The sequence below is a fragment of the Symbioplanes lichenis genome, assembly GCF_030709675.1.
Taxonomy (GTDB): Bacteria; Actinomycetota; Actinomycetes; order Mycobacteriales; family Micromonosporaceae; genus Actinoplanes; species Actinoplanes lichenis.
In genome coordinates, this window is record NZ_JAUZQD010000002.1 from 640,060 (window position 1) to 664,261 (window position 24,202).

The 24,202-nt window shown below is 73.2% G+C and carries 19 protein-coding genes and 1 pseudogene; 9 read left to right on the plus strand and 11 right to left on the minus strand.

Translation table 11 applies throughout. The features are described from left to right. The first annotated feature begins 38 nt into the window (after positions 1 to 38). The gene (locus tag RAN62_RS06840; RefSeq protein WP_305783616.1) at positions 39 to 1,613 is read left to right on the plus strand and encodes a GGDEF domain-containing protein; all 1,575 of its coding nucleotides are present in this window, start codon (positions 39 to 41) and stop codon (positions 1,611 to 1,613) included. A 66-nt stretch (positions 1,614 to 1,679) separates the two neighbouring features. Here the strand turns inward: RAN62_RS06840 and RAN62_RS06845 are convergent, their stop codons facing one another. From RAN62_RS06845 to RAN62_RS06855, 3 genes are all read right to left on the minus strand, one after another. Further along, the gene (locus tag RAN62_RS06845; protein ID WP_305783617.1) at positions 1,680 to 2,360 is read right to left on the minus strand and encodes a DivIVA domain-containing protein; all 681 of its coding nucleotides are present in this window, start codon (positions 2,358 to 2,360) and stop codon (positions 1,680 to 1,682) included. Between the two features lie 218 nt (positions 2,361 to 2,578). Next, a complete protein-coding gene (locus RAN62_RS06850) occupies positions 2,579 to 2,974 on the minus strand; it encodes a MerR family transcriptional regulator (RefSeq protein WP_305783618.1) in 396 nt (131 codons plus the stop codon). After that, positions 2,974 to 4,437 (minus strand): SulP family inorganic anion transporter, encoded by a 1,464-nt coding sequence (locus tag RAN62_RS06855; protein WP_305783716.1) that lies wholly within the window; start codon positions 4,435 to 4,437, stop codon positions 2,974 to 2,976. The genes RAN62_RS06850 and RAN62_RS06855 overlap by 1 nt, the downstream gene beginning before the upstream one ends. 63 nt (positions 4,438 to 4,500) lie before the next feature. On the opposite strand from RAN62_RS06855, the gene RAN62_RS06860 reads away from it, so the two are divergent. Further along, positions 4,501 to 5,742: a YibE/F family protein gene (locus RAN62_RS06860; protein WP_305783619.1), complete on the plus strand. Its 1,242-nt coding sequence runs from the start codon at positions 4,501 to 4,503 to the stop codon at positions 5,740 to 5,742. Positions 5,743 to 5,744: 2 nt separating this feature from the next. On the opposite strand, the gene RAN62_RS06865 is transcribed toward RAN62_RS06860, so the two are convergent. Together RAN62_RS06865 and RAN62_RS06870 are read right to left on the minus strand one after the other, a co-directional pair. Further along, entirely contained in the window at positions 5,745 to 10,178 is a 4,434-nt protein-coding gene (locus RAN62_RS06865; protein WP_305783620.1) for a caspase, EACC1-associated type, read from the minus strand. Beyond that, positions 10,175 to 10,561 (minus strand): effector-associated constant component EACC1, encoded by a 387-nt coding sequence (locus RAN62_RS06870; protein WP_305783621.1) that lies wholly within the window; start codon positions 10,559 to 10,561, stop codon positions 10,175 to 10,177. Before RAN62_RS06870 ends, RAN62_RS06865 begins: the two co-directional genes overlap by 4 nt. Before the next feature lie 98 nt (positions 10,562 to 10,659). Here RAN62_RS06870 and RAN62_RS06875 point away from each other — a divergent pair, with 98 nt between their 5' ends. From RAN62_RS06875 to RAN62_RS06890, 4 genes are read left to right on the plus strand one after another with little or no spacing between them, the layout of a single operon-like run. Further along, positions 10,660 to 12,261 (plus strand): xylulokinase, encoded by a 1,602-nt coding sequence (locus tag RAN62_RS06875; protein WP_305783622.1) that lies wholly within the window; start codon positions 10,660 to 10,662, stop codon positions 12,259 to 12,261. A 46-nt stretch (positions 12,262 to 12,307) separates the two neighbouring features. Continuing rightward, a complete protein-coding gene (locus tag RAN62_RS06880) occupies positions 12,308 to 13,759 on the plus strand; it encodes a hypothetical protein (RefSeq protein WP_305783623.1) in 1,452 nt (483 codons plus the stop codon). A gap of 9 nt (positions 13,760 to 13,768) precedes the next feature. Further along, complete coding sequence (locus RAN62_RS06885) at positions 13,769 to 14,104, plus strand: PadR family transcriptional regulator (protein WP_305783624.1); 336 nt, start codon at positions 13,769 to 13,771, stop codon at positions 14,102 to 14,104. Continuing rightward, positions 14,101 to 15,507: a hypothetical protein gene (locus tag RAN62_RS06890; protein WP_305783625.1), complete on the plus strand. Its 1,407-nt coding sequence runs from the start codon at positions 14,101 to 14,103 to the stop codon at positions 15,505 to 15,507. Before RAN62_RS06885 ends, RAN62_RS06890 begins: the two co-directional genes overlap by 4 nt. A 55-nt stretch (positions 15,508 to 15,562) precedes the next feature. On the opposite strand, the gene RAN62_RS06895 is transcribed toward RAN62_RS06890, so the two are convergent. Both RAN62_RS06895 and RAN62_RS06900 read right to left on the minus strand, forming a co-directional pair. Then, positions 15,563 to 16,264: a hypothetical protein gene (locus RAN62_RS06895; protein ID WP_305783626.1), complete on the minus strand. Its 702-nt coding sequence runs from the start codon at positions 16,262 to 16,264 to the stop codon at positions 15,563 to 15,565. A 101-nt stretch (positions 16,265 to 16,365) separates the two neighbouring features. Further along, positions 16,366 to 16,821 (minus strand): hypothetical protein, encoded by a 456-nt coding sequence (locus RAN62_RS06900; RefSeq protein WP_305783627.1) that lies wholly within the window; start codon positions 16,819 to 16,821, stop codon positions 16,366 to 16,368. Between the two features lie 232 nt (positions 16,822 to 17,053). On the opposite strand from RAN62_RS06900, the gene RAN62_RS06905 reads away from it, so the two are divergent. After that, complete coding sequence (locus RAN62_RS06905; RefSeq protein ID WP_305783628.1) at positions 17,054 to 18,943, plus strand: hypothetical protein; 1,890 nt, start codon at positions 17,054 to 17,056, stop codon at positions 18,941 to 18,943. On the opposite strand, the gene RAN62_RS06910 is transcribed toward RAN62_RS06905, so the two are convergent. Together RAN62_RS06910 and RAN62_RS06915 are read right to left on the minus strand one after the other, a co-directional pair. Beyond that, complete coding sequence (locus RAN62_RS06910; RefSeq protein WP_305783629.1) at positions 18,895 to 19,626, minus strand: hypothetical protein; 732 nt, start codon at positions 19,624 to 19,626, stop codon at positions 18,895 to 18,897. The two genes, RAN62_RS06905 and RAN62_RS06910, sit on opposite strands and share 49 nt — an antisense overlap. Before the next feature lie 254 nt (positions 19,627 to 19,880). Continuing rightward, positions 19,881 to 20,387 (minus strand): annotated as a pseudogene (locus RAN62_RS06915) (hypothetical protein); the annotation flags it as partial. 253 nt (positions 20,388 to 20,640) lie between these two features. Between RAN62_RS06915 and RAN62_RS06920 the strand changes: the two are divergent. Together RAN62_RS06920 and RAN62_RS06925 are read left to right on the plus strand one after the other, a co-directional pair. Then, the gene (locus RAN62_RS06920; protein ID WP_305783630.1) at positions 20,641 to 21,846 is read left to right on the plus strand and encodes a pectate lyase; all 1,206 of its coding nucleotides are present in this window, start codon (positions 20,641 to 20,643) and stop codon (positions 21,844 to 21,846) included. Between the two features lie 100 nt (positions 21,847 to 21,946). Beyond that, the gene (locus RAN62_RS06925; RefSeq protein WP_305783631.1) at positions 21,947 to 22,459 is read left to right on the plus strand and encodes a hypothetical protein; all 513 of its coding nucleotides are present in this window, start codon (positions 21,947 to 21,949) and stop codon (positions 22,457 to 22,459) included. Positions 22,460 to 22,508: 49 nt separating this feature from the next. Here RAN62_RS06925 and RAN62_RS06930 read toward each other — a convergent pair whose 3' ends face one another. Both RAN62_RS06930 and RAN62_RS06935 read right to left on the minus strand, forming a co-directional pair. Continuing rightward, positions 22,509 to 23,333, minus strand: a complete 825-nt coding sequence (locus RAN62_RS06930; protein ID WP_305783632.1) for a carbohydrate ABC transporter permease — start codon at positions 23,331 to 23,333, stop codon at positions 22,509 to 22,511. Continuing rightward, positions 23,323 to 24,171 carry a carbohydrate ABC transporter permease gene (locus RAN62_RS06935; RefSeq protein WP_305783633.1) on the minus strand — a complete coding sequence of 283 codons (849 nt, stop codon included), beginning with the start codon at positions 24,169 to 24,171 and terminating at the stop codon, positions 23,323 to 23,325. Before RAN62_RS06935 ends, RAN62_RS06930 begins: the two co-directional genes overlap by 11 nt. Positions 24,172 to 24,202 lie beyond the last annotated feature (31 nt).

The window sequence follows — 24,202 nt, forward strand, 5'->3', positions numbered from 1 at the left end:
TGACTCATCCCGGGCGGCCGGCTGCCGAAGAGGCGGTCGTGGAGCGTCGCCTGGTCCCCGCGCTGCGGACCCTGCTGCTCGGGTTCGGCGTGGCCTTTCTCCTGCGCCATGTCCCCGGCGTCGGTCCGCTGCTGCCGAGCTGGCTGTCGCCGCTGGCCACGATCGGCGTCTACGTCGTCACGACCACCATGGTCCTGCTGCGCGCCGCGGTGGTCGCCGAGCATCGGGCCGCGTGGGGACTCATCGGGTGCGGGCTCTGCTCGTACACCGTGGGCATGGTCTGGTCCTGGCACATGACCGCGGGCGGAGGCACGCTGCCCTTCCCCTCGGTGTGCGACGTGGCGTGGCTGTCGTTCTATCCGCTGGCGTACGCGGGGATCCTCATGTTCCTGCGGCGCCAGGCACCGGCGCGGCGCACTCTGCTCGACGGCGCGATCGCGGGCCTCGGCGGCGCGGCCGTCTTCTCGGCCGTCGTCGTCGACGCGCTGGTCGGCACGTCGGGCGCGAGCGGGCTCGGCCAGTACGTCGCCCTGGCCTATCCGCTGGGCGACTCGCTGCTGGTCGGCACGCTGCTGGCCCGGATGATCGTCGGCCGCTGGATCGGGGCGCCCAGCGTGCTCGTGATGGCGGGGCTGGGCACGTTCATCGCGGCGGACACCGGCTACGTGACGCTCGGCACGATGGACGGCTACCAGCCGGGCGGGCTCGTCGACCTGCTCTACCTGGCCGGGCTGAGCCTGGTCGGGCTGGCCGCCTGGCAGAGCGCCCGGGTCGGCCCCGAGACCGCCGAGCGCAACCGGCTCGGCGTGTCGACCTGGTTCGCCTTCGGCGCGCTCGCCGTCACGCTCGTCGCCACCCGGGTGCCGCTGTCCAACGCCACCGTGACCCTGGCCGGCCTGACTTTGGTCGCCGTGGTGCTGCGGGTGATGGTCTCGTTCCGGGACCTGGCGGCGCTCGGGCAGGCGCTGCACGACGAGGCCCGCCACGACGCGCTGACCGGGCTGGTCAACCGGCGCGGCGTCCTGGAACGGGTCGCCGCGCTGCTGGCGGTCCCGCGGCCGGCCCCGCTCGCGCTGCTGCTGCTCGACCTGGACAAGTTCAAGGACGTCAACGACACGTACGGGCACCAGGCAGGCGACCGTCTCCTCGAGCTCGCCGCGGCGCGCCTGGCCTCGGTCACGCGCGCGGGTGACGTGCTGGGCCGGCTGGGCGGGGACGAGTTCGTGCTGGCATTGTCGGGTGACCACGTGGGCGAGCGGATGACGACGGGGCTGGCGAGCCGGATCCGGGCGGCGCTGCGCGAGCCGTTCGACCTGGGGCACGGCGTCGTGGTGCGCATCGACGTGAGCGTGGGGATCGCGGTGCGCGGGGCCGGGGAGGACGAGATCTCGCTGTTCCGGCGGGCCGACATCGCCATGTACGAGGCCAAGCGCGCGGGTGGCGGCCACGCCGTGCACCGGGACCGGCCCGGGTCGCCCGCGTCGAGTGGCGCGAACGGTCCCGCGACGCCGGGCGGCGCCGCGACGCCCGAGCCCGGCGGTGGCACGACATCCGGGGCCGGCGCCGGGGCTGAGTCGGGGGCGGATACAGCACCGGCCGGCTCCCGGCCCTGAGCGGGGCGGGAACCGGCCGGATCGCCGGTGGGGCCGGCCGGGCCCGGGTGAGCGCGGCCGGACCGGTCAGGGCTTGTTCGCGACGCTGTTGAGCTCCTCCAGCTGCTGGCCGAGGTGCTCCTTGAGGGCGCCCTGGTAGCCCTGGGCGAGCTGGCCCAGCCGGTCGATCTCGTCGAGCGCCGCGGCCCGCTTGGCCTGGAGGCTGTTGATGGCCTCGGAGTGGTTGCGGCGGGCCTCGCTCTCGACGTTGTCGGCCTTGAGCAGGGCGTCGCCGGTGATCTCCTCGGCCTTGGTGCGGGCCTCGCCCAGGATGGCGTCGGACTCGCGCTGCGCGTCGCGCATGTGCTCGTCGGCGGTGCGCTGGGCCATCATGAGCACCGGGGAGGTGCGCTCGTCGTCGCCGGCCGGCCGCGCGGGCGCGGACTGGACGCTGGAACGGGCCTCCTCGAGCTGGGCCTGCATGGAGCGGGCCCGGTCCTCGGCGCGGGCGCGGGCCTCGCGCAGCCGGTCGAGCTGGGCGGCGAGGTCGGCGAACTCCGAGTTGATGACCATGGTCGACGCGGGCGACGCCGTGCCCGGGCTGCGCTGGACCTGGTCCTGGAGGGCGTTGTTCTCTTCGAGGAGGCGGATGAGCTCTTGTTCGACCTCGTCCAGGAAGGCGTCGACCTCCTCCTCGTCGTATCCACGCTTGCCCATCGGCGGCCTCTTGAAGGCAATGTTGTGGACGTCAGCTGGAGTGAGCGACATCGTGCTCCTTAAATGATGTCGACAGCGGTCGGGGAATCCGAATCTTACGCAACGCTCCGGCGACCGCGACACGGGTCTGATCACGAGAGCGCACGAAGACACCGTAATCGGCCCGCGCACCCCTGTCACATTCGCTGATTTGCACCTTTCGCCCCGGCAATCACGCGCACCGTGACTGCCCGAAAGCGCAGCGTTGGGGTGTCGGGCGTCACTGTCTGCTATGACCGATCTCGCGCTTCCCCGCCGTACCGGAGGATGTGCTCTCGCATCTCGAGCGCGAAACCCTCGGCCATGTCGAGCTGCGCCCGCAACCGCGCCACCCGCTCCCGCGCCGCCTCGTGGAAGGCCGCCAGCCGCCCCTGCAGCCCCGCCCGCTCCTCCCCCGTCGCCGTCGCGAGCGCGTCGAGCACGTCGAGCAGGTCGCGCATCTCCTCGAGGGTGAAGCCGAGCGGTTTCATCCGCTTGACGACCCGCAGCCGGTCGACGTCGGCCTCGGTGTAGAGCCGGAACCCGCCCTCGCTGCGCGCCGACGGCACGACCAGCCCGGCCTCCTCGTAGTGGCGGATCGTCCGGATGCTGAGTCCCGTCCGCTCGGCCGCCTCCCCGATCTGCATCAATGCCCCGCCCCCAGCTTGCCGGCCAGGTTCTCGTGGAAGCGGGCGCTGTCCTCGTTGAGGCCGGTGATCTCCACCTGCTTGCCGCGCGACGCGTACTCGGTCGTGATGGCGTCCAGCGCCGCGACCGACGACGCGTCCCAGATGTGCGCGGCGCTCAGGTCGATGACCACCCGGCCGGGGTCACCCGCGTAGTCGAACTGGTGGACCAGGTCGTTGCTGGACGCGAAGAACAGCTCCCCGTGGACGCGGTAGACCTTCTCGCCGCCGGAGGACGCGCTGGTCACCTGGGCGAAGTGGGCGACCCGGCGGGCGAAGACCACCATCGCGGCCAGCACGCCGAGGACGACCCCGACGGCCAGGTTGTGGGTGGCGAGCGTGCCGGCGACGGTCACGAGCATGACGATGATCTCGCCGGCCGGCATCCGGCGCAGCGTGGCGGGCGCGACGCTGTGCCAGTCGAAGGTGCCCACGGAGACGACGATCATCACGGCGACCAGGGCGGCCATCGGGATCACGGCCACCACGTCGCCGAGCACCACGACCAGGATCAGCAGGAAGACGCCGGCCAGGAACGTCGACAGCCGGGTCCGCGCCCCCGACGTCTTCACGTTGATCATCGTCTGCCCGATCATCGCGCAGCCGCCCATGCCGCCGAAGAGGCCGGTCACGATGTTCGCGACCCCCTGACCCCACGACTCACGGGTCTTGTCGGAGCGCGTGTCGGTGATGTCGTCGACGAGCTTGGCGGTCATGAGCGACTCCATCAGCCCGACCAGGGCCACCCCCAGCGCGTACGGGGCGATGGTCCGCAGGGTGTCGAAGCTGAACGGCACGTCGGGCAGGCCGGGCACGGGCAGGCTGTCCGGCAGCTTCCCCTCGTCCCCGACCGTGGGGACGGTCACATGCGCGACGGCCGTGAAGACGGTCAGCACCACGATGGCGACCAGCGGCGCGGGCACCACGCTCGTCCAGCGCGGCAGCAGCCAGATGATCGCCAGTGCCACCGCCACGAGCGGATAGACCAGCCACGGCACGCCCACCAGATGCGGCACCTGCGCCGTGAAGATGAGAATGGCGAGCGCGTTGACGAACCCGACCATGACGCTGCGCGGGATGAACCGCATGAGCTTCGCCACGCCCACCACCGCGAGCACGACCTGGAAGACGCCCCCGAGCACCACTGCGGCGATCAGATGGCCGAGCCCGTGCGAGGCCACCAGCGGCGCCACCACGAGCGCCACGGCCCCGGTCGCCGCACTGATCATGGCCGGCCGGCCCCCGGTGAAGGCGATCGTCACCGCCATCGTGAAGGACGCGAAAAGCCCGACCTTGGGATCCACCCCGGCCAGGATCGAGAACGAGATCGCCTCGGGGATGAGAGCAAGAGCAACGACAAGACCCGCGAGCACCTCGGTACGCAACACCCGGGGTGAAGCGAGCCAGGCCGGACGAGAAGACATGATCACCGCCGAACTCTACCCTCACGTAAGAGGAGGGCGGCCCGGCTGGCTATCCTTGGCGGCTTGAGCCACGGACATCACCACCACCACGCATCGGCCGGCCTGCCCTGGGCGCGGCGTCTCACTGTGTTGCTGCTGGCCGTGGTCGGGCTGGTCACGGTGGCCGGGATGGCGCTGCTCCGGCCCCGGGACACGCCGGATGTCGAGTCCACGCCGTCGACGCGGGTGCTGGGGGCGGTGGTGTCGGTGACTTCGACGGCGTGCCCGGCGGAGGCGCCGGCGGGGACGGCGTGCGGGTCGGTGACGGTACGTCTCGACGACGGCGCGCAGGTCGAGGCGGAGATTCCGAACGGGCCGGGGGCGCCGGTCGTCAAGCCCGGCGACAAGGTCACGCTGCTCGTGCTCGACGACGGGGCGGGCGGGCCCAAGACGTACTCGATCGCGGACTTTCAGCGGGGCACCTCGCTGTGGGTCCTCGGGGCGGTGTTCGCGCTCGCGGTCGTCGCCTTCGGGCGGTGGCGCGGGCTGACGGCGCTGCTCGGGCTGGGCATCACGTTCGCGGTGCTGCTGCTCTTCATCGTCCCGGCGATCCTGGACGGGCGCTCCCCGGTGCTGGTCGCCGTGGTCGGCGCGGCGTTCATCATGCTGACGGTGCTCTATCTGACACACGGGCTGACGGCCACCACGACTGTTGCCGTGGCGGGCACGCTCGCCAGCCTGACCCTGACCGCGGGGCTGTCGGCGCTGGCGATCGCCTTCACCCACCTGTCGGGCATCGGCGACGAGACGGCCACGTACCTCAACATCACCGAGGGCGACGTCAACATGCGCGGCCTGTTGCTTGCGGGCATCGTCATCGGTTCCCTCGGTGTGCTCGACGACGTCACGGTCACCCAGTCGGCCACCGTCAGCGAGCTCGCCCTGGCCAATCCGGCGTACGGCTTCCGCCGCCTCTACGGCGCCGCCACGCGCATCGGCCGGGCCCACATCGCCTCGGTGATCAACACCATCGTCCTGGCCTACGCGGGCGCGTCGCTGCCGCTGATGCTGCTGTTCCGCACGAGCGGCACCCCGGCCAATGAGCTGCTGACCGGCGAGATGATCGCCCAGGAGCTGGTCCGCAGCGCGGTCGGCACGATCGGCCTGATCGCCGCGGTCCCGATCACCACCGCGCTGGCCGCGTTCCTTGCCGCCCGTACGCCCGCGGTGTCCCCCGCGCCGCCTGCCATGGAGCTCCCGGTGGCCGGCCGCCGCCCGCCCGACGGCGACCCCTGGCAGTCCTTCTACGAGCGCGGCAGCCGCTGACGTCAGCGGCAGGGCGGGTCGTAGGGCAGGTCGCCGACGTACGCCCGCCACTGGTCGCGGGTGAGCGGGTCACCGCCGAGCCGGCACATCGTCGCGACGACGTCGGCCGGGACCGCGGGCCACAGATCGAGCCGGTCGGAATATTTCATGGCGAGGAACCGGCCGTCGCGGCTGAACGCCAGGGCGCCCATGCCGTAGAGATCCAGCAGCGCGATCGTCGTCCGCGGGCGGGGTGCACCGGGGTCCCGGATGTCCCAGAGGTCGACCTGGCTGTTGTCCAGGATGCCGGCGACGGCCAGGGTGGTGCCGTCGGGGCTGAGGGCGAGGCGCCGGTTGCCCGCGGGGGCCCGGGAGAGCACCTGCACCGGCTCGCCGGCCACGCCCGAGCCGTCCAGCTCGAAGACGCGGAGCACCGCGCCGTCGTCGCCGACCACCAGATGCCGGCCGTCCGGCGTGAACTCGCCGGCCGGCAGCGACGTGCCCGCCGGGAAGGTCCACGACCGCAACGGCCGGGGGCGGGCGGGATCGGTGAGGTCGTGGACCAGCAAGGTACGCGAGGTCAGCACCGTCAGGACCCGGCCGGCCGGGCCGAAGGACAGATCCGACGCCTCTCCCGCGACCCGGCTCACGAGCCGCGGCCGCGCGGGATCGGCGATGTCGAACACCTTGACGTCGCGCTCGGCGGGCCCCGGCCCGTACCCGGTGTCGGCGACGGCGAGCAGCCGCCCGTCGGCCGAGAACGAAACCTCGGCCGCGCCGTGGCCGAGGCCGGTGATCGTGGCCACCGGCGGACCGTCCGGGCGGGCCGTGGCGAGCAGCAGCAGCCTGGGCTTCTTGTCCTCGATCCGGGCGGCGGCCAGGAGCGTCCCGTCCCGGCTGAAGGCCAGGCCACTGGCGGCTTCCTGACCGATCCAGCCGTCGGTGGCGCCCACGGTGGGGACCGAGGCGATGAGCGCGGGCCGCCGCGGGTCGGCGATGTCGTAGATCCTCGAGCCGTCGCGCCCGCTGCCCACGGCCATCAGGGGACGTCCCGCCGGGCTGAACCGGACGCGCTCGACGAAGCCGCCGGGCTGCTCGGTCAGTGACACGAAGGCCCCCGGCCACACGGGGTTCGTCACGTCGCTGACCAGGACGCCCATCGTGCCGGCCACCAGGACCCGCGCGCTGCCGCCCGGCCCGGGCCACGGCAGGATCGCCCCGAGCTGGGTGTCCGCCTCGCCCGGTCCGGGGGCGCGCCGCGCGCGCAGCAGCGGCGCCCGGCCTGCCGCGCCGAGCGCGACGGTCCACCCGGTGACGCCCGTGTACGGGCAGGTGGTGAACAGTCCCTCGGCCACCGCCAGCACCGCGTTGACGTGCTTGCACTCGTCGCGCGGGTCGACCTGGTACAGCGGCCGGGGCGCGCGCGGGTCCGTCACGTCGTAGGCGAACGGCAGCTCGTTCGGTGCCGCGCCGGCGACGGTGGCGGACGGGCTCGCCTTCACGGTCGCCAGCCGGCGGCCGGAGGAGTCGAAGGCCACGCGGTGCTGGACGACCCGGACCGCGGCGTCCGGACGGCTCGTCGAGGAGACGACCCGGGCCAGCGCCACGGACCGGGCCGGATCGGTCAGGTCCCAGAGGCGGGTCGTGCCGTCCGTGGCGATGCTCGCCAGCCGGGGCGCCACGGGGCTGAACACGACGGAGTCGACCCGGCCGCCGTGGCCGGTCAGGGCGGGCCGCGCCCGTACGCCGGAGGGGTCGGTCGTGTCCCAGACGTGGATCCGCCCGCCGGTGCCGGCGCCCGCCAGCAACCGCCCGTCGGCGGAGAAGGCGAGCGTGGTGATGCTGCGTTCGCCGGACGCCAGGGTGGTCAGCGCGACGGGGTGGCGGGGGTCACGGACGTCCCAGAGCCGGATCTCGGGGCGCGGCTGCTCGAGCAGGACCGGGTCGGCCGAGGCCGGGAAGGGTCCTTCGCCGGTGAGCGGCCCGTTCGCCGCGGCCAGCAGGGTGCCGTCGGGTGAGAGGGCGACCGGGCCGGTGAACAGCGGTTGCAGCCGGGACAGTTCAGCTCCGGCGACCGGGTCCCAGAGCACCACCGCCTGCCCGACCGCCAGGGCCAGGACCCGGCCGGCGCGGTCGCGGGCCAGGTCGAAGACCTTCTCCCCGGCGTCGAACTGCGCGGGGAGGCCGGGGCTGGCGAGCACGGCCTCCGCCGCCTCCTCGGGCGCGAACCCGTACGCCACCAGGGCGAGCTGGCGGGCCAGGCCCGGCTGCCGGTCGCGCAGGCTCTCCGCGTCGGCCGAGAGGGCACGGGCCAGGGCCCGGTTGCGCTCGGCCACCGCCGTGAGCTGGGCCGTGAAGGCGATGGCCGCGCCCCCGCCCGCGAGCACCAGCAGCACCGCGAGCGCGGCGGTGACGGCCCGCCGGATCCTGGTCGCCCGGGTGGCCAGCCGCTCCGACGCGGCCAGGAAGTCGCGGGCGACCGGCGGGACGCCGCCGTGCTCGCGGGCGCCGGCCCGGGCCTCGGCCAGCCGGCTGCCCCGGTAGGTGAGGGCCGGGTCGCGGCCGGCCCGCTGCCAGGCGACGGCATCGGCGCCGAGCCGCTGGGCGGTGCGCAGCCGGGCACGGTCCTCGTCGAGCCAGGTTCGCAGCAGCGGCCAGCCGTGCAGCAGCGCCTCGTGCGCGAACCGGACGGTGTGCCGGTCCTGCGTGATGAGGCGGGCCGCGGTGAAGCTCTCGAGCGCGGCGACACCGGCGGCCTCGTCGGGCAGGTCCTGCAGGAGCTCGGCGCGCGCGGCCGGGCGTACGGTGTCGGGGTCGCCGTCACCGACCCGGACGAGGCGGGGCAACATCCGGCGCAACGCCACGCGCGCGGGCGGGTCGAGCCCGGCGTAGGTCTCCCCGGCGGTGGTGGCGACGGCCTGCGCGACTCCGCCGGCCGCCCGGTAACCGGCCACGGTGAGCAGGTCGCCGCGACGCCGGTCCCAGGTGGCCCAGAGCGCGTGCGACAGCAGCGGCAGGGCGGCACCGCCCGCCGGATCGGCGCCGGGGGCGAAGGCTCCCAGCTCGTGCAGCATGACGTCGGCCAGGCCGGCCTCGAGCCGCACCCCGCCGGCCCGGGCCGGTTCCTCGATCGCGGCCCGCAGCTGGGCCGGGGCCATGGGCCGCAGCAGGAACGGGTGCTCCTGCAACGACCGGTGCAGCTCGCTGTGCTCCGCGGCGCGCGGGTAGAAGTCGTCGCGCAGACCGAGCACGACCAGATGCTCCCCGGCCAGGCCGGTCAGCCGGGCCAGGAAGGCGTCCCGTTCGGCGGGCGGGCTCAGCGTGAAGACCTGCTCCAGCTGGTCGGCCACGATCACGACGGGTCCGGCCGCCGGATCCGTCGCGCCGAGCCGGTCCTCGAGCCGGGCGGCGGGACGGTCGCCCGGAGTCAGGGTCAGGACCGGCCAGCGGGCGGAACCCTCGAGGCCGGGCACCTCGGTGCCGCGGTGCAGCGCCGCCAGCAGACCGGCGTGCAGCAGCGACGTCTTGCCCGCGCCCGAGGGGCCCAGGACGGTCAGCGGGACGCCCGCCCGGCGCGCCCGGGCCGCCGCGGCGAGGAGGTCGCCGACGGCTCGCTCGCGCCCGAAGAACAAGCCGGCGTCCGCGGTGCCGAAGGAGGCGAGCCCGAGATAGGGACTCGCGCCGGGACTGGGCGGCTCGGTGCTGTCCGGCGCCGGCGGCCGCGCGGCCGGGTTGGCCGCCAGGACGAGATCACCGGCGTTGTCACCGCTGACGACCCGCGGCTGCGGTGCGCCCCGGGCGAGCAGCCGGCGCGCCAGCCGGTCGTACACGACGGCGAGCGTGAGCTGCGGCGGGGCGAGCCGGTCACCGTCACGCAGCAGCGCCACCAGCTCCCCGGTGAAGGTCGTCAGCTCGGCGCCCTCGGGCGCCTCGGCGAGGTTCTCGGCGGAGGCGAGGACGTACGCCCCGTGCACCGGCCTCGGCGTGAACCCCGGCCCCGCCTCCCGGGGAGCCTCCGGGGCGCGGGCCCGCCCGGAGTAGCAGCAGTCGAGGACCAGGACCACCGTGGCGGCGGCACAGCCGGCCACCGCCTGGCGGATCGCCTCGTACGGCAGGGCCTGGAACCCGCTCATCCCGGCCTGCAACCGGTCGGTACGGCTGGCGGCCAGGTGCAGCTCGTCGTCGGTGTCGAGCAGCCCGTGCCCGGCGAAGTAGAGGAACAGCACCGACTCGGCGGACGCCGCGGCGGTGGCGACGGCCCGGGCCATGTCGACGGCCTCGGGCGGATCGAGGAGCAGGGTCACGTTCTCCGGCGCCATCCCGCACACACCGACCAGGACGTCACGGACGGCCCGCGCGCTGCGGGCCGCCGACGGCACCGGGGAGAGCAGCGGCCCGGCGTGGGTCGCGGTGCCGATGACGAGCGCCCGCGCGCCGGGGCCCGCCAGCCCGGTCACGGCGTCCGGTCCTCCGCGGCCTCCGCCTCGACCGCCCGGGCGAGGGCGGCGATCTCGGCCCGCAGCCCGGCGGCGTCGAGGCCCTTGACGCGCTGGGCGGTGAGCTCGAAGGAGCTGCCGTCGGCGCGCTCGACCCGGACGCTCAGGTCGGCGCGCTCGTGGCGCAACCAGGACACCAGACCGGTGACCAGCGCGGCGGCGACCCCGCCGGGGCCGAGGGCGACGAGCACGGCGTCGAGCACCGGGCCGAGGGTGCCGGGGGCGGGCGGCAGCTCGCGATCGGTGACGCGGCCCCGCAGCGCCGGCTCGGCCCGCAGCCGGCTCCGCAGGTGCCGCAGCGCTTCCGGGCCGCCTTGGCCAACGACTGTGATCGATACGCGCACAGCCGAACCGTAACCGATGCGGGCCCCCGGCGCCGACCGGCCGGCAAGATCACCCGGGCCCGGGCCGCCGGCGCCCGGGGATGAGGTAGAACATTCCCATGACTGACACGGATGCGCTGCGTACGGCGATCGAGCAGGGGCGGACCGCGCTCGGGATCGAGCTGGGGTCGACCCGGATCAAGGCCGTGCTGACCGGGCCGGATCACGCGGCGATCGCGACCGGCAGCCACGACTGGGAGAACCAGTTCGTGGACCGGACGTGGACGTATTCGCTGGAGGCGGTCTGGTCGGGGCTGCAGGCCTGCTTCGCGGCGCTGGCCGAGGACGTGCGCCGGCAGTACGGCGCGGAGCTGCGTACCGTCGGCGCCCTGGGGGTGTCGGCCATGATGCACGGCTACCTGGCCTTCGACGCGGACGGTGAGCTGCTGACGCCCTTCCGCACGTGGCGCAACACGAACACCGGCGCGGCGACCGAGGAGCTCAGTGCGGCGTTCGGGTTCAACATTCCGCACCGGTGGAGCATCGCGCACCTCTACCAGGCCGTGCTGGACGGCGAGGAGCACCTGGGGCGGCTGGCGCATTTCACGACCCTGGCCGGGTACGTGCACTGGCAGCTGACCGGCCGGCAGGTGCTCGGGGTCGGTGACGCCAGCGGCATGTTCCCGATCGACGTCAGCACCGGCGGCTACGACCAGCGGATGCTGAGCCGGGCGGACGAGCTGATCGCGGCCAAGGGGCGGAAGCTTTCCGTGGCGGCGCTGCTTCCGGACGTACTCAAGGCCGGCGAGCCCGCGGGCACGCTGAGCGCGAGTGGCGCGAAGCTGCTCGACCCCAGCGGTGGCCTGCAGCCGGGCGCGGTGCTCTGCCCGCCCGAGGGTGACGCGGGTACGGGCATGGTGGCGACCAACTCCGTCGCGCGGCGCACGGGCAACGTGAGCGCCGGCACGTCGATCTTCGCGATGGTGGTGCTGGACGGCGGGCTGAGCCGGGTGCACCCGGAGATCGACCTGGTCACCACGCCCGCGGGCGACCTCGTGGCGATGGTGCACTGCAACAACGGCGCGAGCGAGCTGAACTCGTGGGCCGGGCTGTTCGGCGAGTTCGTCCGGGCGCTCGGCGTCGAGGCGGACAGCAACCGCGTCTTCGAGACGCTCTTCCGCTCGGCGCTGAGCGGGGCCCCCGACGGTGGCGGCCTGATGGCGTTCAACTATCTGTCCGGCGAGCCGATCACCGGGCTGCACGAGGGCCGGCCGCTGTTCCTGCGCGAGCCGGGCAGCTCGCTGACGCTGGCGAGCTTCATGCGCACCCAGCTGTACGCGGCCCTGGCCACCCTGCGCATCGGCATGGACATTTTGCTGAAGCAGGAGTCGGTGCAGTTGGACCGGATGTTCGCGCACGGCGGGCTGTTCAAGACCGAGGGCGTCGCCCAGAACCTGCTCGCCGCGGCCATCGACACGCCCGTGTCGGTCGGCGACCTGGCCGCGGAGGGCGGCGCGTGGGGCATCGCCGTGCTGGCGGGCTTCGTGACCGGGCGCACCGAGGGGCAGAGCCTCGACGACTTCCTGGACACCGTGGTCTTCGCGGACGCGCGGCTGGACACGGCGGAGCCGGACCCGGCCGACGTGGCCGGCTTCGAGGCGTTCATGCAGCGCTACGTGGCCGCCCTGCCGGTCGAGCGGGCGGCGGTCGAGCACAGCTGACCCGGGCGTTTGACCCCATAGTCAGATCATCTCTATATTGGCTCGCATGACGAGCGATCCCGGCCGGGCGTACCGGCGTGTCCTGCGGGCCTATCCGCCGGGCCCGCGCCGGGAGGAGCTGCTGGTCACCCTCCTGGACGCGGGCCGGCGCCGGCCGAGCGCGCGCGAGATCGTCAACCTGTCGCGGCACGGCCTGCGGGCCCGGCTGGGCTATCCGCGCAGCCGCGTCATCGTGCTGCTGTCGCTGCTCGTCGCGCTGTTCGGGGCGATTCCGGGCGCGGCGGCGGGGCACCGGCTGGGCTGGGAGTTCGCGCCGGAGCTGCCCACGGGCGCGGCCGCCGACGCGATCAAGGCGACCGTGTTCCCGGGGCTGCCGGTCTGGGGCGGCGGCGACACCGACGTGATCGTGACCCAGAGCGACGGCGAGGGCATCGAGTACGGCTTCGCGACGTACTGGATCAACCACACCGGCGCGGCCACCCGCGACGTCACCGGCTACACGGCCGGGGTCCGTGACCGCCTCGCGGCCGCCGGCTGGCAGGTGCGGCAGGACGACGAGCTGCTGACCGCGCGCCGGGGCGAGCTGATCCTCGGCTTCCAGGACCGGGTCTTCCCCGGCGCCCCGGAGTACGACTCGGACGGCGGCGCCTCGTTCACGCTGCGCCGCGCCGAGCCGCCGGGGCTGACGAGATTCGCGTGGGCCGGCGCCGGGCTCGGGGCCGTGCTCACCTGGCTGCTGGTCGCGTTCGTGTGCCGCCGCCTCGACGCCGTCCACCTGCACGGCGGGTTCCTGACCGCCGTCACCGGGCTGGCGATCCTGTGCTTCCTGCCGTCGGTGGACGTGACGCCGGTGCCGGACCCGCCGGGGCTGACGCCGTGGTGGGCGGGCATGACCGGGCCCGGGATCACCGAGGCGCCCCGGGTGTTCGCCGAGTTCCTGGCCGGCTCGCTGATCCTGGCCGCCCTCGTGGCCGGGCCGGGGCGCGACCTGGGACGCCGGCTGGTGCCCCTGATCGACCGGATCACGCTCGACCGGATCCTGCGGCGCCCCCGCGTCGTCTATTCCGCCCTGGTCGCCGTGCCCGTGCTGCTGGTGGTGGCCCTGACCGTGCCCATGCCGTGGTCCGGGGCGCCGCTGGCCTTCCCCGCGTGCCGCCCGCCGGCCGGTCCCCCGCCCGCCGCGCCGGAGAGCGAGGTGCGCGACAGCCGGCAGGTCCGGGTGTACGTGTCGCCGGGCTCGACGGCCGACGAACGCAACCTGATCACCGCCGCGATGCGCCGCAGCAACGCCGGGCTGCCCGGCGACCTGGTCTGGGATCCCGGCGACGGCCGGTTCGTGTCCGCCTACTGCGGCAACGGGACCCTGATGCCCGACGCGGTCGCCGGGCTGCCCTATTTCTTCGGCTTCGAGCTGGGCGTGGCCACCGACTATCCCGCCCTGTTCGACGAAGTCCACGGCTTGGCGGGCGTCGTCGCCGTCCAGCGCATCCCCGAGTAAAGGACGCCCATGCGAGAGCCCACCTTCTGGATCCTGACATCGCTCGCGACCGAGGCCCGCCACGGCTACGGCGTGATTCAGGAAGCCGCGCGCCTGTCGGACGGCAAGGTCACACTCCAGGCCGGCACGCTGTACGCGGCCCTGGACCGGCTGGTCGCCGAGGGGCTGGTCGAGCCGGACCGCGAGGAGACCGTCGACGGGCGGACCCGGCGCTACTACCGGCTGACCGACTTCGGGGCGCGCGCGCTCGACGCCGAGGCCGAGCGGCTGCGGGCCAGTGCCGAGGCGGCCGCGGCGCAGTTGCGTACCCGCAAGCGGTTCGCCCTCGGGGAAGCCTTCTCGTGAGTCGCCTCGCCGCCCGCTACCGGCTGCTGGTCCGCGTGTACCCGCCCGGGCCGCGCCGCGACGAGCTGCTCGGCACGTTGCTCGACTGCGCGCCGCCGGAGCGCCGGTGGCCCCGGCCCGGCGAGGCCCTCGGGCTGGTGGTGCGCGGGCTGCGGGCCCGGCTCGGGCGGCCGGTGTCCTCGTTCATCGTCCTGCTGGCCGTGCTCGCCACGCTGACCGGGGCCGTGGCCGGGGCGAGCGCCGGCTCGTGGCTCGGCTGGCAGGCGCCGCCCCCGCTGCCGTCCGGCGACCGCGCCGACGAGCTCGGGCAGACCGTCTTCCCGGGCCTGACCGTCTGGGGCGGCGGTGACGCGAAGGCGTTCGTCCGCACCGGCGACGGCGAGGGCCTGCAGTACGGCTTCGCCGACTACTGGGTGGAGCACACCGACGCGACGCGGGCGGTCGAGGCGTACACGGTGGCCGCCCGCGACCGCCTGACCGCCGCCGGCTGGGACGTCGACGCCCGGAGCGGCGGCGCGTTCGTGGCGACCAGGGACGGCCTCGTCCTGTCCTACTGGAACGACGTGTGGACGGGCCGGCCCTGGTACGACTCCGACGGCTCGGCCGGCTTCGAGCTCTCCCGCGCGGCGCCGTGGTGGATCAACGCGCTCACCCTGACCGGCGCCCTGCTCGGCGCGCTGGCCGGCTGGCTGCTCACCGGCTGGGCGAGCCGCCGCACCGAGGACCGCCCGGTCGTCGCCCGCACGGCCGGGGTCTTCGCCCTCTTCGGCCTGAGCCTGACGGCGCCGCTGCTGCTGTTCAGCTTCGGCTGGTCGCCGGCGGCGCCCGGGCGCCCCTGGACCGAGACGCTGCACCTCGGCCTGCAGTGGGTGCCCCGGTGGGCCCCGATCCCGGTGACCTGGCTCGCGCCGCTCGCGCTGGTCGTCGCCGGTTTCGCCCGCCCGCGTCGCCGCACCTGGGTCGCCGCGGGCGCCGTGCTCGTGGCGCTCACCTCGGCGGTCGCCGTGCTCGGGACCCGGCAGGACCCGGTGGCCGCGGCGGCCCCGTGCACGCTGCGCCCCGCCGAGCCGCCGGCCGAGCAGCCCGCCGCCGCCACCCGCCTGAGCACCGTGGCCCGCGTCTTCGTCCGTCAGGACACCCCCGCCGAGCAACGCAACCTCATCACCGCGGCGATCGGCCGGGTCCCCGCCACCCGCGCCTACAACTTCGAGTACGACCCGACGTCGGCCGCCTACCGCGACGCCTACTGCGCCGGGGCGCCCCTGCCCGCCGGCGTGGGCCCGACCCTGCCCTACTTCTTCGACATCGACCTCTCGAGCCCCGGCGCCGTGCCCGGCCTCACCGCCGAAGTCGCCCCCATGACCGGCGTCGTCGCCGTCCGCCACGGCCTCCCCCGCGAGTAGGGACCGGCAGCACTCGCGCGCCCTCACCATCCCCAGGGGCATTCCCGGCGGGCGGTCAGACCTCCGGGACGAGGACGTGGCGGAAGCTCGGGGGCTCGCCGGTGCGGGCGGGGTTGAGCTTCTTCACCACATCCGGGGTGGTGCCGTTCTGGTGGGCGATCTGCTCCCAGGTCTCGGCGGCGTCCGGGTGGTCGTCGTGCCAGGCCCCCGCCACCAGGTGGGTGCGGTAGCCCTGGATGGACAACGGCTCGATCGGCAGGAAGTCAGCCGGCGGCAGCTTCTCCAGCTGCGGATTCTCCACCGCGAGCTCCGCCTGGGAGCAGCCGGTGACCCTGAGCAGGTCCTCCAGCGGATATTCCTCCGGCGCCCGCATCCAGGTGCCGCCCGCCGGCAGGGGCTTCATCGGCGTGCCGCTCTGATAGAGGTTCAGGAACTCGAGGTGACCTTGGAAGAAGGCGGCCTTGACGCCGTTGTCGCCGATCAGCGCAACCACCTGCCGCACCCGCTCGACATGGCCGGCGTAGTCCCCCGGCGCCTGGTAGTCCTTGATGGTCCCGTTGTGCTTCCACGAGGGCAGGTCGGCGCCCTCGATCTGATGCTGCAGCGCCAGCATGTCCTGCCCGTCGGCGTCCATCGCGGCCAGCTTCGTGATGACCTGCAGAGTCAGGTACTCGCAGAAACCCTCGCGGACGACTGTGCTCTTGCCGGTCGCCAGGGAGAGGCACGGATGCTCGAGCGTGTGCAGGTACTCGTGCACCAGCTTGGTGAAGACTTCCCACTTGCGGACGCGGACGGCACGTCCGTCCTCGGGGTCGCCGTTCTTCCAGCCGTCGATCCAGGTGGGCAGGAAGATGCGGCCTATTTCGCGGCTTCGTTCGCGGAGATCGGGACTTCGGCCAGTATGCGCGCGTTCCCGTCGGTGAGGTCGAACAGATTGACACCGGGGGTGAACGGAGTGAGCGCTCGCACGGCCTTGTGCCCGTCGGTCAGGGCCGCCCCGGCCGTCCACTCCCCGAACTGGTCGTCGACGGCCTTCTTCGCGGCCAGCCCGGCCCCGGCCAGGCGGTCCAGGCCGATGGTGCCGGCGCGCTCCTTCCAGGCATGGGTCGCCAGATCTCTGGTCAGCCGGTCGCCGAGCGCGGACAGCAGACCGCCGGCCAGCGTCTTGCGCTCGACGGGATTGTTGATGTCCTTCCACGGGTTCTGCGGCGCGGTCGCGGGTGGGGCGCCTGGCCGGGAAAGTTCGAGCTTCTCGCTGATCGTCGTCGCTTCGGTGGCGTCGGGCAGATGGGTGTCGGATCGCTGATGGGGCATGCGCTGCACCTCCGTGCTGGTTTGTTACCCGTTGCTGAATCAGCTCCGGAGGCGGTGATGCGGCGCGACGGCTACCCGACAGGCGTGACCCGGCGTCGTCGTCGCGGTCGCACCGCCGCCGGCGTCCGGCCATGCGCAGGAAGTCCGAATTGGCAGCGGGGTCCGGCGGGCGCCTGTCCATGACTCCACTCCGTGGGGTCGCGACGATCGGCGGCCGGTCCATGGGGGTTCGATGGCCGAGACACGTGATGCCGGGCGACCCGGCCGGCGCGAGAGCACGCTGAGCGCAAGCCTGCCCGGACATCGGGCCGCCTTCGCCACCCGGCTGCGCGAGCTGCGACGCGAATGCGGGCAGCCCTCGTACCGCAGGCTGAGCGAGCTGGCCCACTGCAGTTTCGCCGCACTCTCCGCGGCGGCAGCCGGGCGGCGCTTCCCCACCTGGGAGATGACCCGCGGCTATGTGACCGCGTGTCTGCGGCACGCCGGGCGCGAGGCTGACATCGCGACCGCGCTGCCTAAGTGGCGCCGGCTCTGGGAGGACTTCGAGGTACGGGAGAAGGCGCACCGCCTGGAACCGTCCCCGCCGCCCGTGGTGTCTCCTGCGCCGGGACGGCTGCGCCTGCGCCTGCGGTCCGCCGTGGCCGGTGCTGTGCTGCTGAGCCTGCTGGTGACCATGGCCGCCGCCACCGCGGTGCCGGGCCGGCCCGCGCCGATGAGCGGCCTGTTCAACATCGTCGTGGCGCCGTTCGAGGGGTTCCCGCCCGGCGCCGGGGGCCTCGAGCGGACCCTGACCGGCGAGCTGGAGCGTTGGGCCCGCGGCGACGCCGCCGTCCAGACCCGCGGTCCGGCCGGAGTGGATCACGTGCCGGGCGGCGACGCGGACGACCGCGACCGTGCCCTGACCCGGCTCGCCGGGCTGCACCACGCCGACGTCGTGGTGACCGGCCGGCTCTCCGCGGGCCGGCCGCAGGAAGACCGCGACGCGGCCGAGAACCGGACCGTGACGATCGACATCGTGCTGACCGACCGGGTCTTCGCCGAGACGCCCGAACTCGCCGGCCGCCACGAGCTGACGCTGACCGAGCCCGCCGACGTGCTGCGGGGCAACATCGAGGTCAGCCGGGCGCTGGCGACGGATGCCGTCCGGTTCGTGCAGGCCATCGTGGCGTTCGTGCGCGGGCTGGGACGGTACGCGCTGGACCGCTACGCCGCCGCCGAGCAGGACTTCCGCCAGGCCGACACCGCGTTGAGCGGCCTGGCCGCCCATGCCGCCACGCCCGTCCCGGTCGTCCTGCTGATGCTGGGCAACGCCGTGGGCCGCACCGGGCGGTTCGCGGAGGCGGCGGACATTTTCCGGCGCGCGCTCGACCATGATCCCGGCTACACGCGCGCCGCGGTCGGCTTGGCCGACGCCGTGCGGGCCGGGGTGCCCTGTGACCGGAACGCTGACCTGGCCCCGCTGCGGTCGGCGCTGGCCCATTACGCCGAAGCGCTGCCGCGAGCGCGGACTCCGCTGCTGACGATGAAGATCCGGCTCGGGCTGGGCCTGTCCTACCAGTGCCTGAGCCTGAGCGGTGCCGCGCACTGGGCGCAGGCCGACGAGCACTTCGCTGCCGTGCTGAGCCTGCACCGCGCCGGCCGGATGAGTGGCGAAGCCGGCCGGCAGGCGGCGCGGCTCGCCGCGGAGGCCCGCGCCGCGCAGGCGCTGACCGCTTGGCGATCAGGTGACCTGCGGGAGGCCGCGGCCTCCTATGAGGCCGCACTGGCCTTGCTGAGCACGGTCGGGGTCACGCGACCCACGATCCGGGACCGCGAGCGGCTCTTCCGGAAGAACCTCGACGACGTACGCGGGCCGGGGCCCGCGCGGTCGCCGGCGGTTCCCCGGACCCGGCCGGCCTCTCCGCCCCCGCGGGAGAGGCCGGCGCCCGGGAACGTGCCCTCGCAGCCCCCCACCTTCGTCGGGGGAACGCCGGCGCCGCCGGGCGGCCCCGCGCCCGGACCCGTGACCACGGGCCCCGCGGCTCCGCTGCCCGGGACGACGGGGGCCGGGCCCGAGGACCAGGCCCCCGCCGATCAGAACGAGCCGTCGGGCGGCGCTTCGCCGACCAGCACGCCCCAGTAGTCCAGGCGTGCGCGGGAGTTCTCCGCCACGATCGAGTTGCCGTCGTTCCACAGCTCGATCAGCCCGTTGCGGGCCTGCAGGCACAGGTTGGCGAAGTCCTCGGGATCCCGCACCCACCGGCGGTGGACCAGGTCGCCGACGAAGATCGCCGCTTTGTCCCGCACCTGGACGAGATACAGCATCCGCTCGTCCGCGGCCCACAAGGCGTCCACCAGGAGCTGGGCGTCGTGGACCTCCCGCGCGTACGCGTCCGGCACCGCCGAGACCTGCACCTTCTGGCAGATGGCGCCGATGTCACCCCGCTCCCACGCCCCCTGCGGATACTTGCGGATCATCGCGTTCAGGAAGGCGTTGGTGGCGTACACCGGATCGGTGAGCTGGGCGGGCGTGCCCCAGCCCATCGACGGCCGCTGCTGGAAGAGGCCCAGGCTGTCGTGGTCGACCGCCCGGGTGATGTTGCGCAGGGCGCTCTCGGTGATCGCGGTGGTCACGGCGATCACCGCCGCCCGGGGCGACAGGCCCCGGGCCTGGACGGTGGCCGTGATCACCCGCGCGCAGCAGACATGGCCGCCCTGGACGTCGCGGCCCAGCCGGGGCCCGTTCATCGCCGGACGCACCCGGTCGGCGACAGCGCGGTCCGCGGCGCTGGGGCCCGCGGCCGAGCAGGGCTTGTGCTCGACCATGATCAGAAGGTGTCGGCCGGTGGCGCTTCGCCGACGAGCACGCCCCAGTCGTTCAGGCGCTCCCGGCTGGGCACGGCGAAGACACTGTTGCCGTTGTCCCAGAGCCGGATCAGGCCGTTCTTCGCCTGCAACAGCAGATTGCCGTGGTCCTCCGGGTCCCGCACCCAGCGGCGGCTGATCATGTCGCCGACGAAGATGGCCGCCTTGTCCTTGACCTGCACCAGATACATCATCGTGTCGTCCCCCGTCTCTGCTTGGTCTCGTGATTCGCCGCGGAGCACGCTCAGCAGTGCCCGCTTGTTGTCCATGCTCTCCACCTGGTTGCGGTTCTCGCTGAGGTGGATGTGCCACAGGTGCGACTTGTTCGAGGTGGCCGCTTCGTTCTCCCGGAAGTCCCAGCCCTCGACGTCGGTGTCGCTGTCGGCCTGCCCGAAGAACTCCCGCCAGCCGTCGAGCCGGTGGTCCTCGGGGTCGCGGCCGGCGGCCAGCAACCGCGAGGAGTACTTCGCGATCGTGGCGTAGCGGCCCGCCTGGGCGTCCGGGAACGTCCAGTCGTACGCCGCGGCCTTGTCCGGCGGGCCGCCCTGGTCCACGGCGTCGCGTACGGAGTAGTTGTCCGGCTTGTTCCGTGCCCGGGTGTTGTGGTAGCCCGGCTTGTCGTCGTAGATCCCGCCGTTCAGGGTGCCCGGCTGCAGCGCTTGCAGCTGCTGCATCAGCCACCAGGACGCGTCGGTGATCAGCGCCGGGTTCGGATTAGCTGCCATGCGGTGTCCCCTCGTGAGAGCGAATGTCTGCCACCGGTCTAGCAACGCCCCGGCCGGCCGCACCACAGCCGCATCCGACGACCACCCAATCGCCGATGTACGCGCAGGTCAGCGCATTGTCCACCGGTGCCCCGCACACATCGCGAACGACCGGGACTGCAAACTCCTGCAACTCCTTGTCACCACATCGACGTGTATCTATCGTCAAGCGGTAAGCGCTTTCCCCAGGCAGAACGGGATGGGACACCGGATGAGACGATCAACCGCACTACGGTGGGTAGCCGCCGGAGCCACCGCGGTCACCAGCGCCGCGCTGCTGGCGCTGGCGCAGCCGGATGCCCTCGCGGCCGCCGGCAACCTCAGCATCGGCGCCGGCGCCGACGGCTCCAGCAAGGCCAGCGGCACCAGCTACGGCAACGTCATCGACGGCAGCACCGGCAGCTACTGGTCGCCGAACGGCTCGACCGGTTACGTCTCGGTCAAGTGGAGCAGCGCCACCACGGTGTCCTCGGCCGTCATCGTCGCGGCCTCGGGTGGCGGCTCGATCAACTCGTGGCGGCTGCTCAACGCCGACACGAGCGGCGTCCTGGCCAGCGGCAGCGGCAGCCCGGGCAGCACGATCACCTTCGCGTCGACCGCGCTGAAGAAGATCACGTTCGAGATCAGCAGCGCGTCGAGCGCGCCGCGGATCGCCGAGTTCGAGACGTACGCCGACGGCGGCTCGACCACGCCCACCACCCCGCCGGCCAGCCCGACCACTCCGCCCCCGAGCGGCGGCACGCCGACCGGGGCCTGGCCGAGCTCGGCCGGCTCGGCGTCGGTCTCCGGCACGATCAAGGTGTCGGGCACGTTCGACGGCGGCATGAAGACGTACTGCTGCATCGGCGACGGCTCGCAGAGCGAGTCGCAGGATCCGATGTTCTCCATCGCCAACGGCGGCACCCTGCAGAACGTCATCATCGGCTCCCCCGCCGGCGACGGCGTGCACTGCGAGGGCACCTGCACGATCCGCAACGTGTGGTGGAACGACATCGGCGAGGACGCGGCGACCTTCAAGGGCACCGGCGGCGGCACCAGCTATGTCATCGGCGGCGGCGCGCGCAACGGCAGCGACAAGACGTTCCAGCACAACGGCAACGGCACCGTCAACATCTCCGGCTTCTACCTGAGCGGCTCGGGCAAGCTGTACCGCGCCTGCGGCAACTGCAGCAGCTCGTACCAGCGCAACGTCTCGATCGACAACGTGCTGCTCAACGACATCGACATGGTGGCCGGCATCAACAGCAACTGGGGCGACATCGCGACGATCCGGCGTGTCACCCTCACCAACAGCTCCAGCGCCGTGGTCTGCGGCAAGTACAAGGGCGTTCCGAAGGGGAGCGAGCCCAGCTACCTCGGCGAGGGCTGGAACGACAGCAACTGCAAGGTCAGCCAGAGCGACGTCACCCGCCGGTAGGACGCAAGCGGGCCGGCCGTCCCAGGCCGGCCCGCGACGGCGGCGGTTAGGGTAGGGTGCCGGGGCGCCCAGCCACGCCACAGACCGGGAGACAGCACTCATGAAGAAGCCCCTCGGAGTCGCGCTCCTCGTCGCCGGCATCGTGACTGTCGCGTCGCTCAACTCGGTCGGTGTCGCGTCCGCGGATCAGCAGGCCGCCCCCGCCCCGGCCGCGCCCCGCCCGGTCGCGGCGGTGACCACGCCGGCCCCGGCGCCGATCAAGGCCGGCGACCCGTCGCTCACCTACGCGCAGGACGGCCGCGTCGTCACCGTCACCCGGAAGTCCGAGCGGGTGGCCACCGTGACGCTCGCCTCGACCGAGTGGTCCGCCCACGCCGCCCAGGCCGTCCTCAAGGTCGCGGCCACCCGCCCGCTGATCGTCGACCCGGCCCTGTTCACTCTGTACGACGCCCAGGGCTGGGAGAACCAGGCCGAGCAGACCAAGCCCGTCCGCTTCGAGGCCGGTACCACCTCGTACACGCTCACCTTCACCGGCACCCCGGCGCGCCCCGAGGCCCTGGGCTGGGTCGCGCAGCCGGACAAGGACGCCGTCGCCGTGTGGGAGCGCGGCTGACGACGGTCCCGGCCGGGGAACGACGGGTGGCCTCGGGTGGCTGATGCCGTCAGCCTTTCAGTCCGGTGTGGGCGAGGCCCTCGATGAACTGCCGCTGGGCGATCACGAAGACGATCAGGACCGGGATCGCCGTCATGGAGGCCGCGGACAGCTGCACGTTCCACAGCTGACCCTGATAGGCGTCGGTGAACTGGGTGAGGGCCTGCGGCAGCGTGTACTTGCTCCGGGTGGAGAGGTAGACGACCGGTTCCAGGTACAGGTTCCAGCTGTGCAGGAACGTGAAGATGGCCACGGCGCCCAGGGCGGGGCGGGCCAGGGGCAGGGCGATCCGGCGGAAGATCGCGGGCCGGCCGAGACCGTCCACGCGGGCGGCCTCCTCCAGCTCCCCGGGCAGGGTGAGGAAGAACTGCCGCATGATGAAGGTCGCCAGCACGCTCGGCGGGCCGAGCATGGGGACCAGGATCAGCGGCCAGTGGGTGTCGACCAGGCCGAGGCGGTTGAAGATGCGGAAGAACGGAACGATGGTGACCTCGCTGGGGATCAGCAGCCCGGTCAGCACGACCAGGAAGAGGACGTTCTGGCCGCGGAAGCGGATCCGGGCGAAGGCATAGCCGGCCATGGCGGCCACCACCAGCGTGCCGAGGGTCACGACCACGGCGATGTACGCGCTGTTCCAGTACTGCTGGGCGAACGGCTGCATCGTGAACACCTGACGCCACGGCTCGAGGCTCCACGAGGAGGGCACCAGGGACGAGGAGAAGATCTCGGCGTTCGGCTTGAACGAGCTCGTGATCATCCACCAGGTCGGGAACACGAACGGGACGCAGAGGAGGAGCAGGATTCCGTACAGGAAGACCTTGGTCCTAGTGCTCATGGAAGACCCACCTTCTGCGCATCTGCCACTGCAGCACGGTCAGCGCCAGCACGATGACGAACAGCAGGACCGACAGCGTGGCGCCGTAGCCGAAGGAGTGGAACTGGAACGCCTGCTGGTACAGGTAGTAGACGAGGACCGTGGTCGAGGTGCCGGGGCCGCCCTGCGTGAGGACGCTGATCCGGGCGAAGACCTGCAGGGAGCCGGCCACCGTGATGATCGACGTGAGCAGGATCGTGGGGCTGATCAACGGCAGCGTGATGCGGCGGAAGATCGTCCACAGGCCGGCGCCGTCGGTGCGGGCGGCCTCGGCCAGCTCCTGCGGCACGCCCTGCAGCGCGGCGAGGAAGAGCACCATGTTCAGGCCCACGTTCTTGAAGACCTGCACCACGACGACCGCGGCCATCGCAATGCCGCCGGAGCGCAGCCAGTTGGGGCCGTCCACGCCGATCGCGCCGAGCAGGCCGTTGATGCCGCCGTTGTCCTGCAGCAGGAAGCCCCACACGATGGTCCAGGCGAGCAGGGACACCACGACCGGGGAGAAGAAGAGCACCCGGAAGACGGTGGTGCCGCGCAGCTTCTGATTGAGCAGGACGGCGAGCAGCAGCGCCAGGGCCAGGTTGAGCACCATCAGGCCGAGCGAGAAGAGGGCCGTCGCGCCCAGGACGGCGGGCACGTCCGGGTCCTCGGCGAGCCGGCGGTAGTTGTCCGCGCCCACGAAGGTGAACGTGTCGGCGAGGACGTTCCACTCGTGCAGGCTGTACCAGACGACCAGCACCAGCGGCAGGAACACGAACGCGAGCGCGCCGAGCAGGGCGGGCGTGACGAAGACGTACACGGTCAGCTGGTCGCGCCGCCCGGCCCGGCGC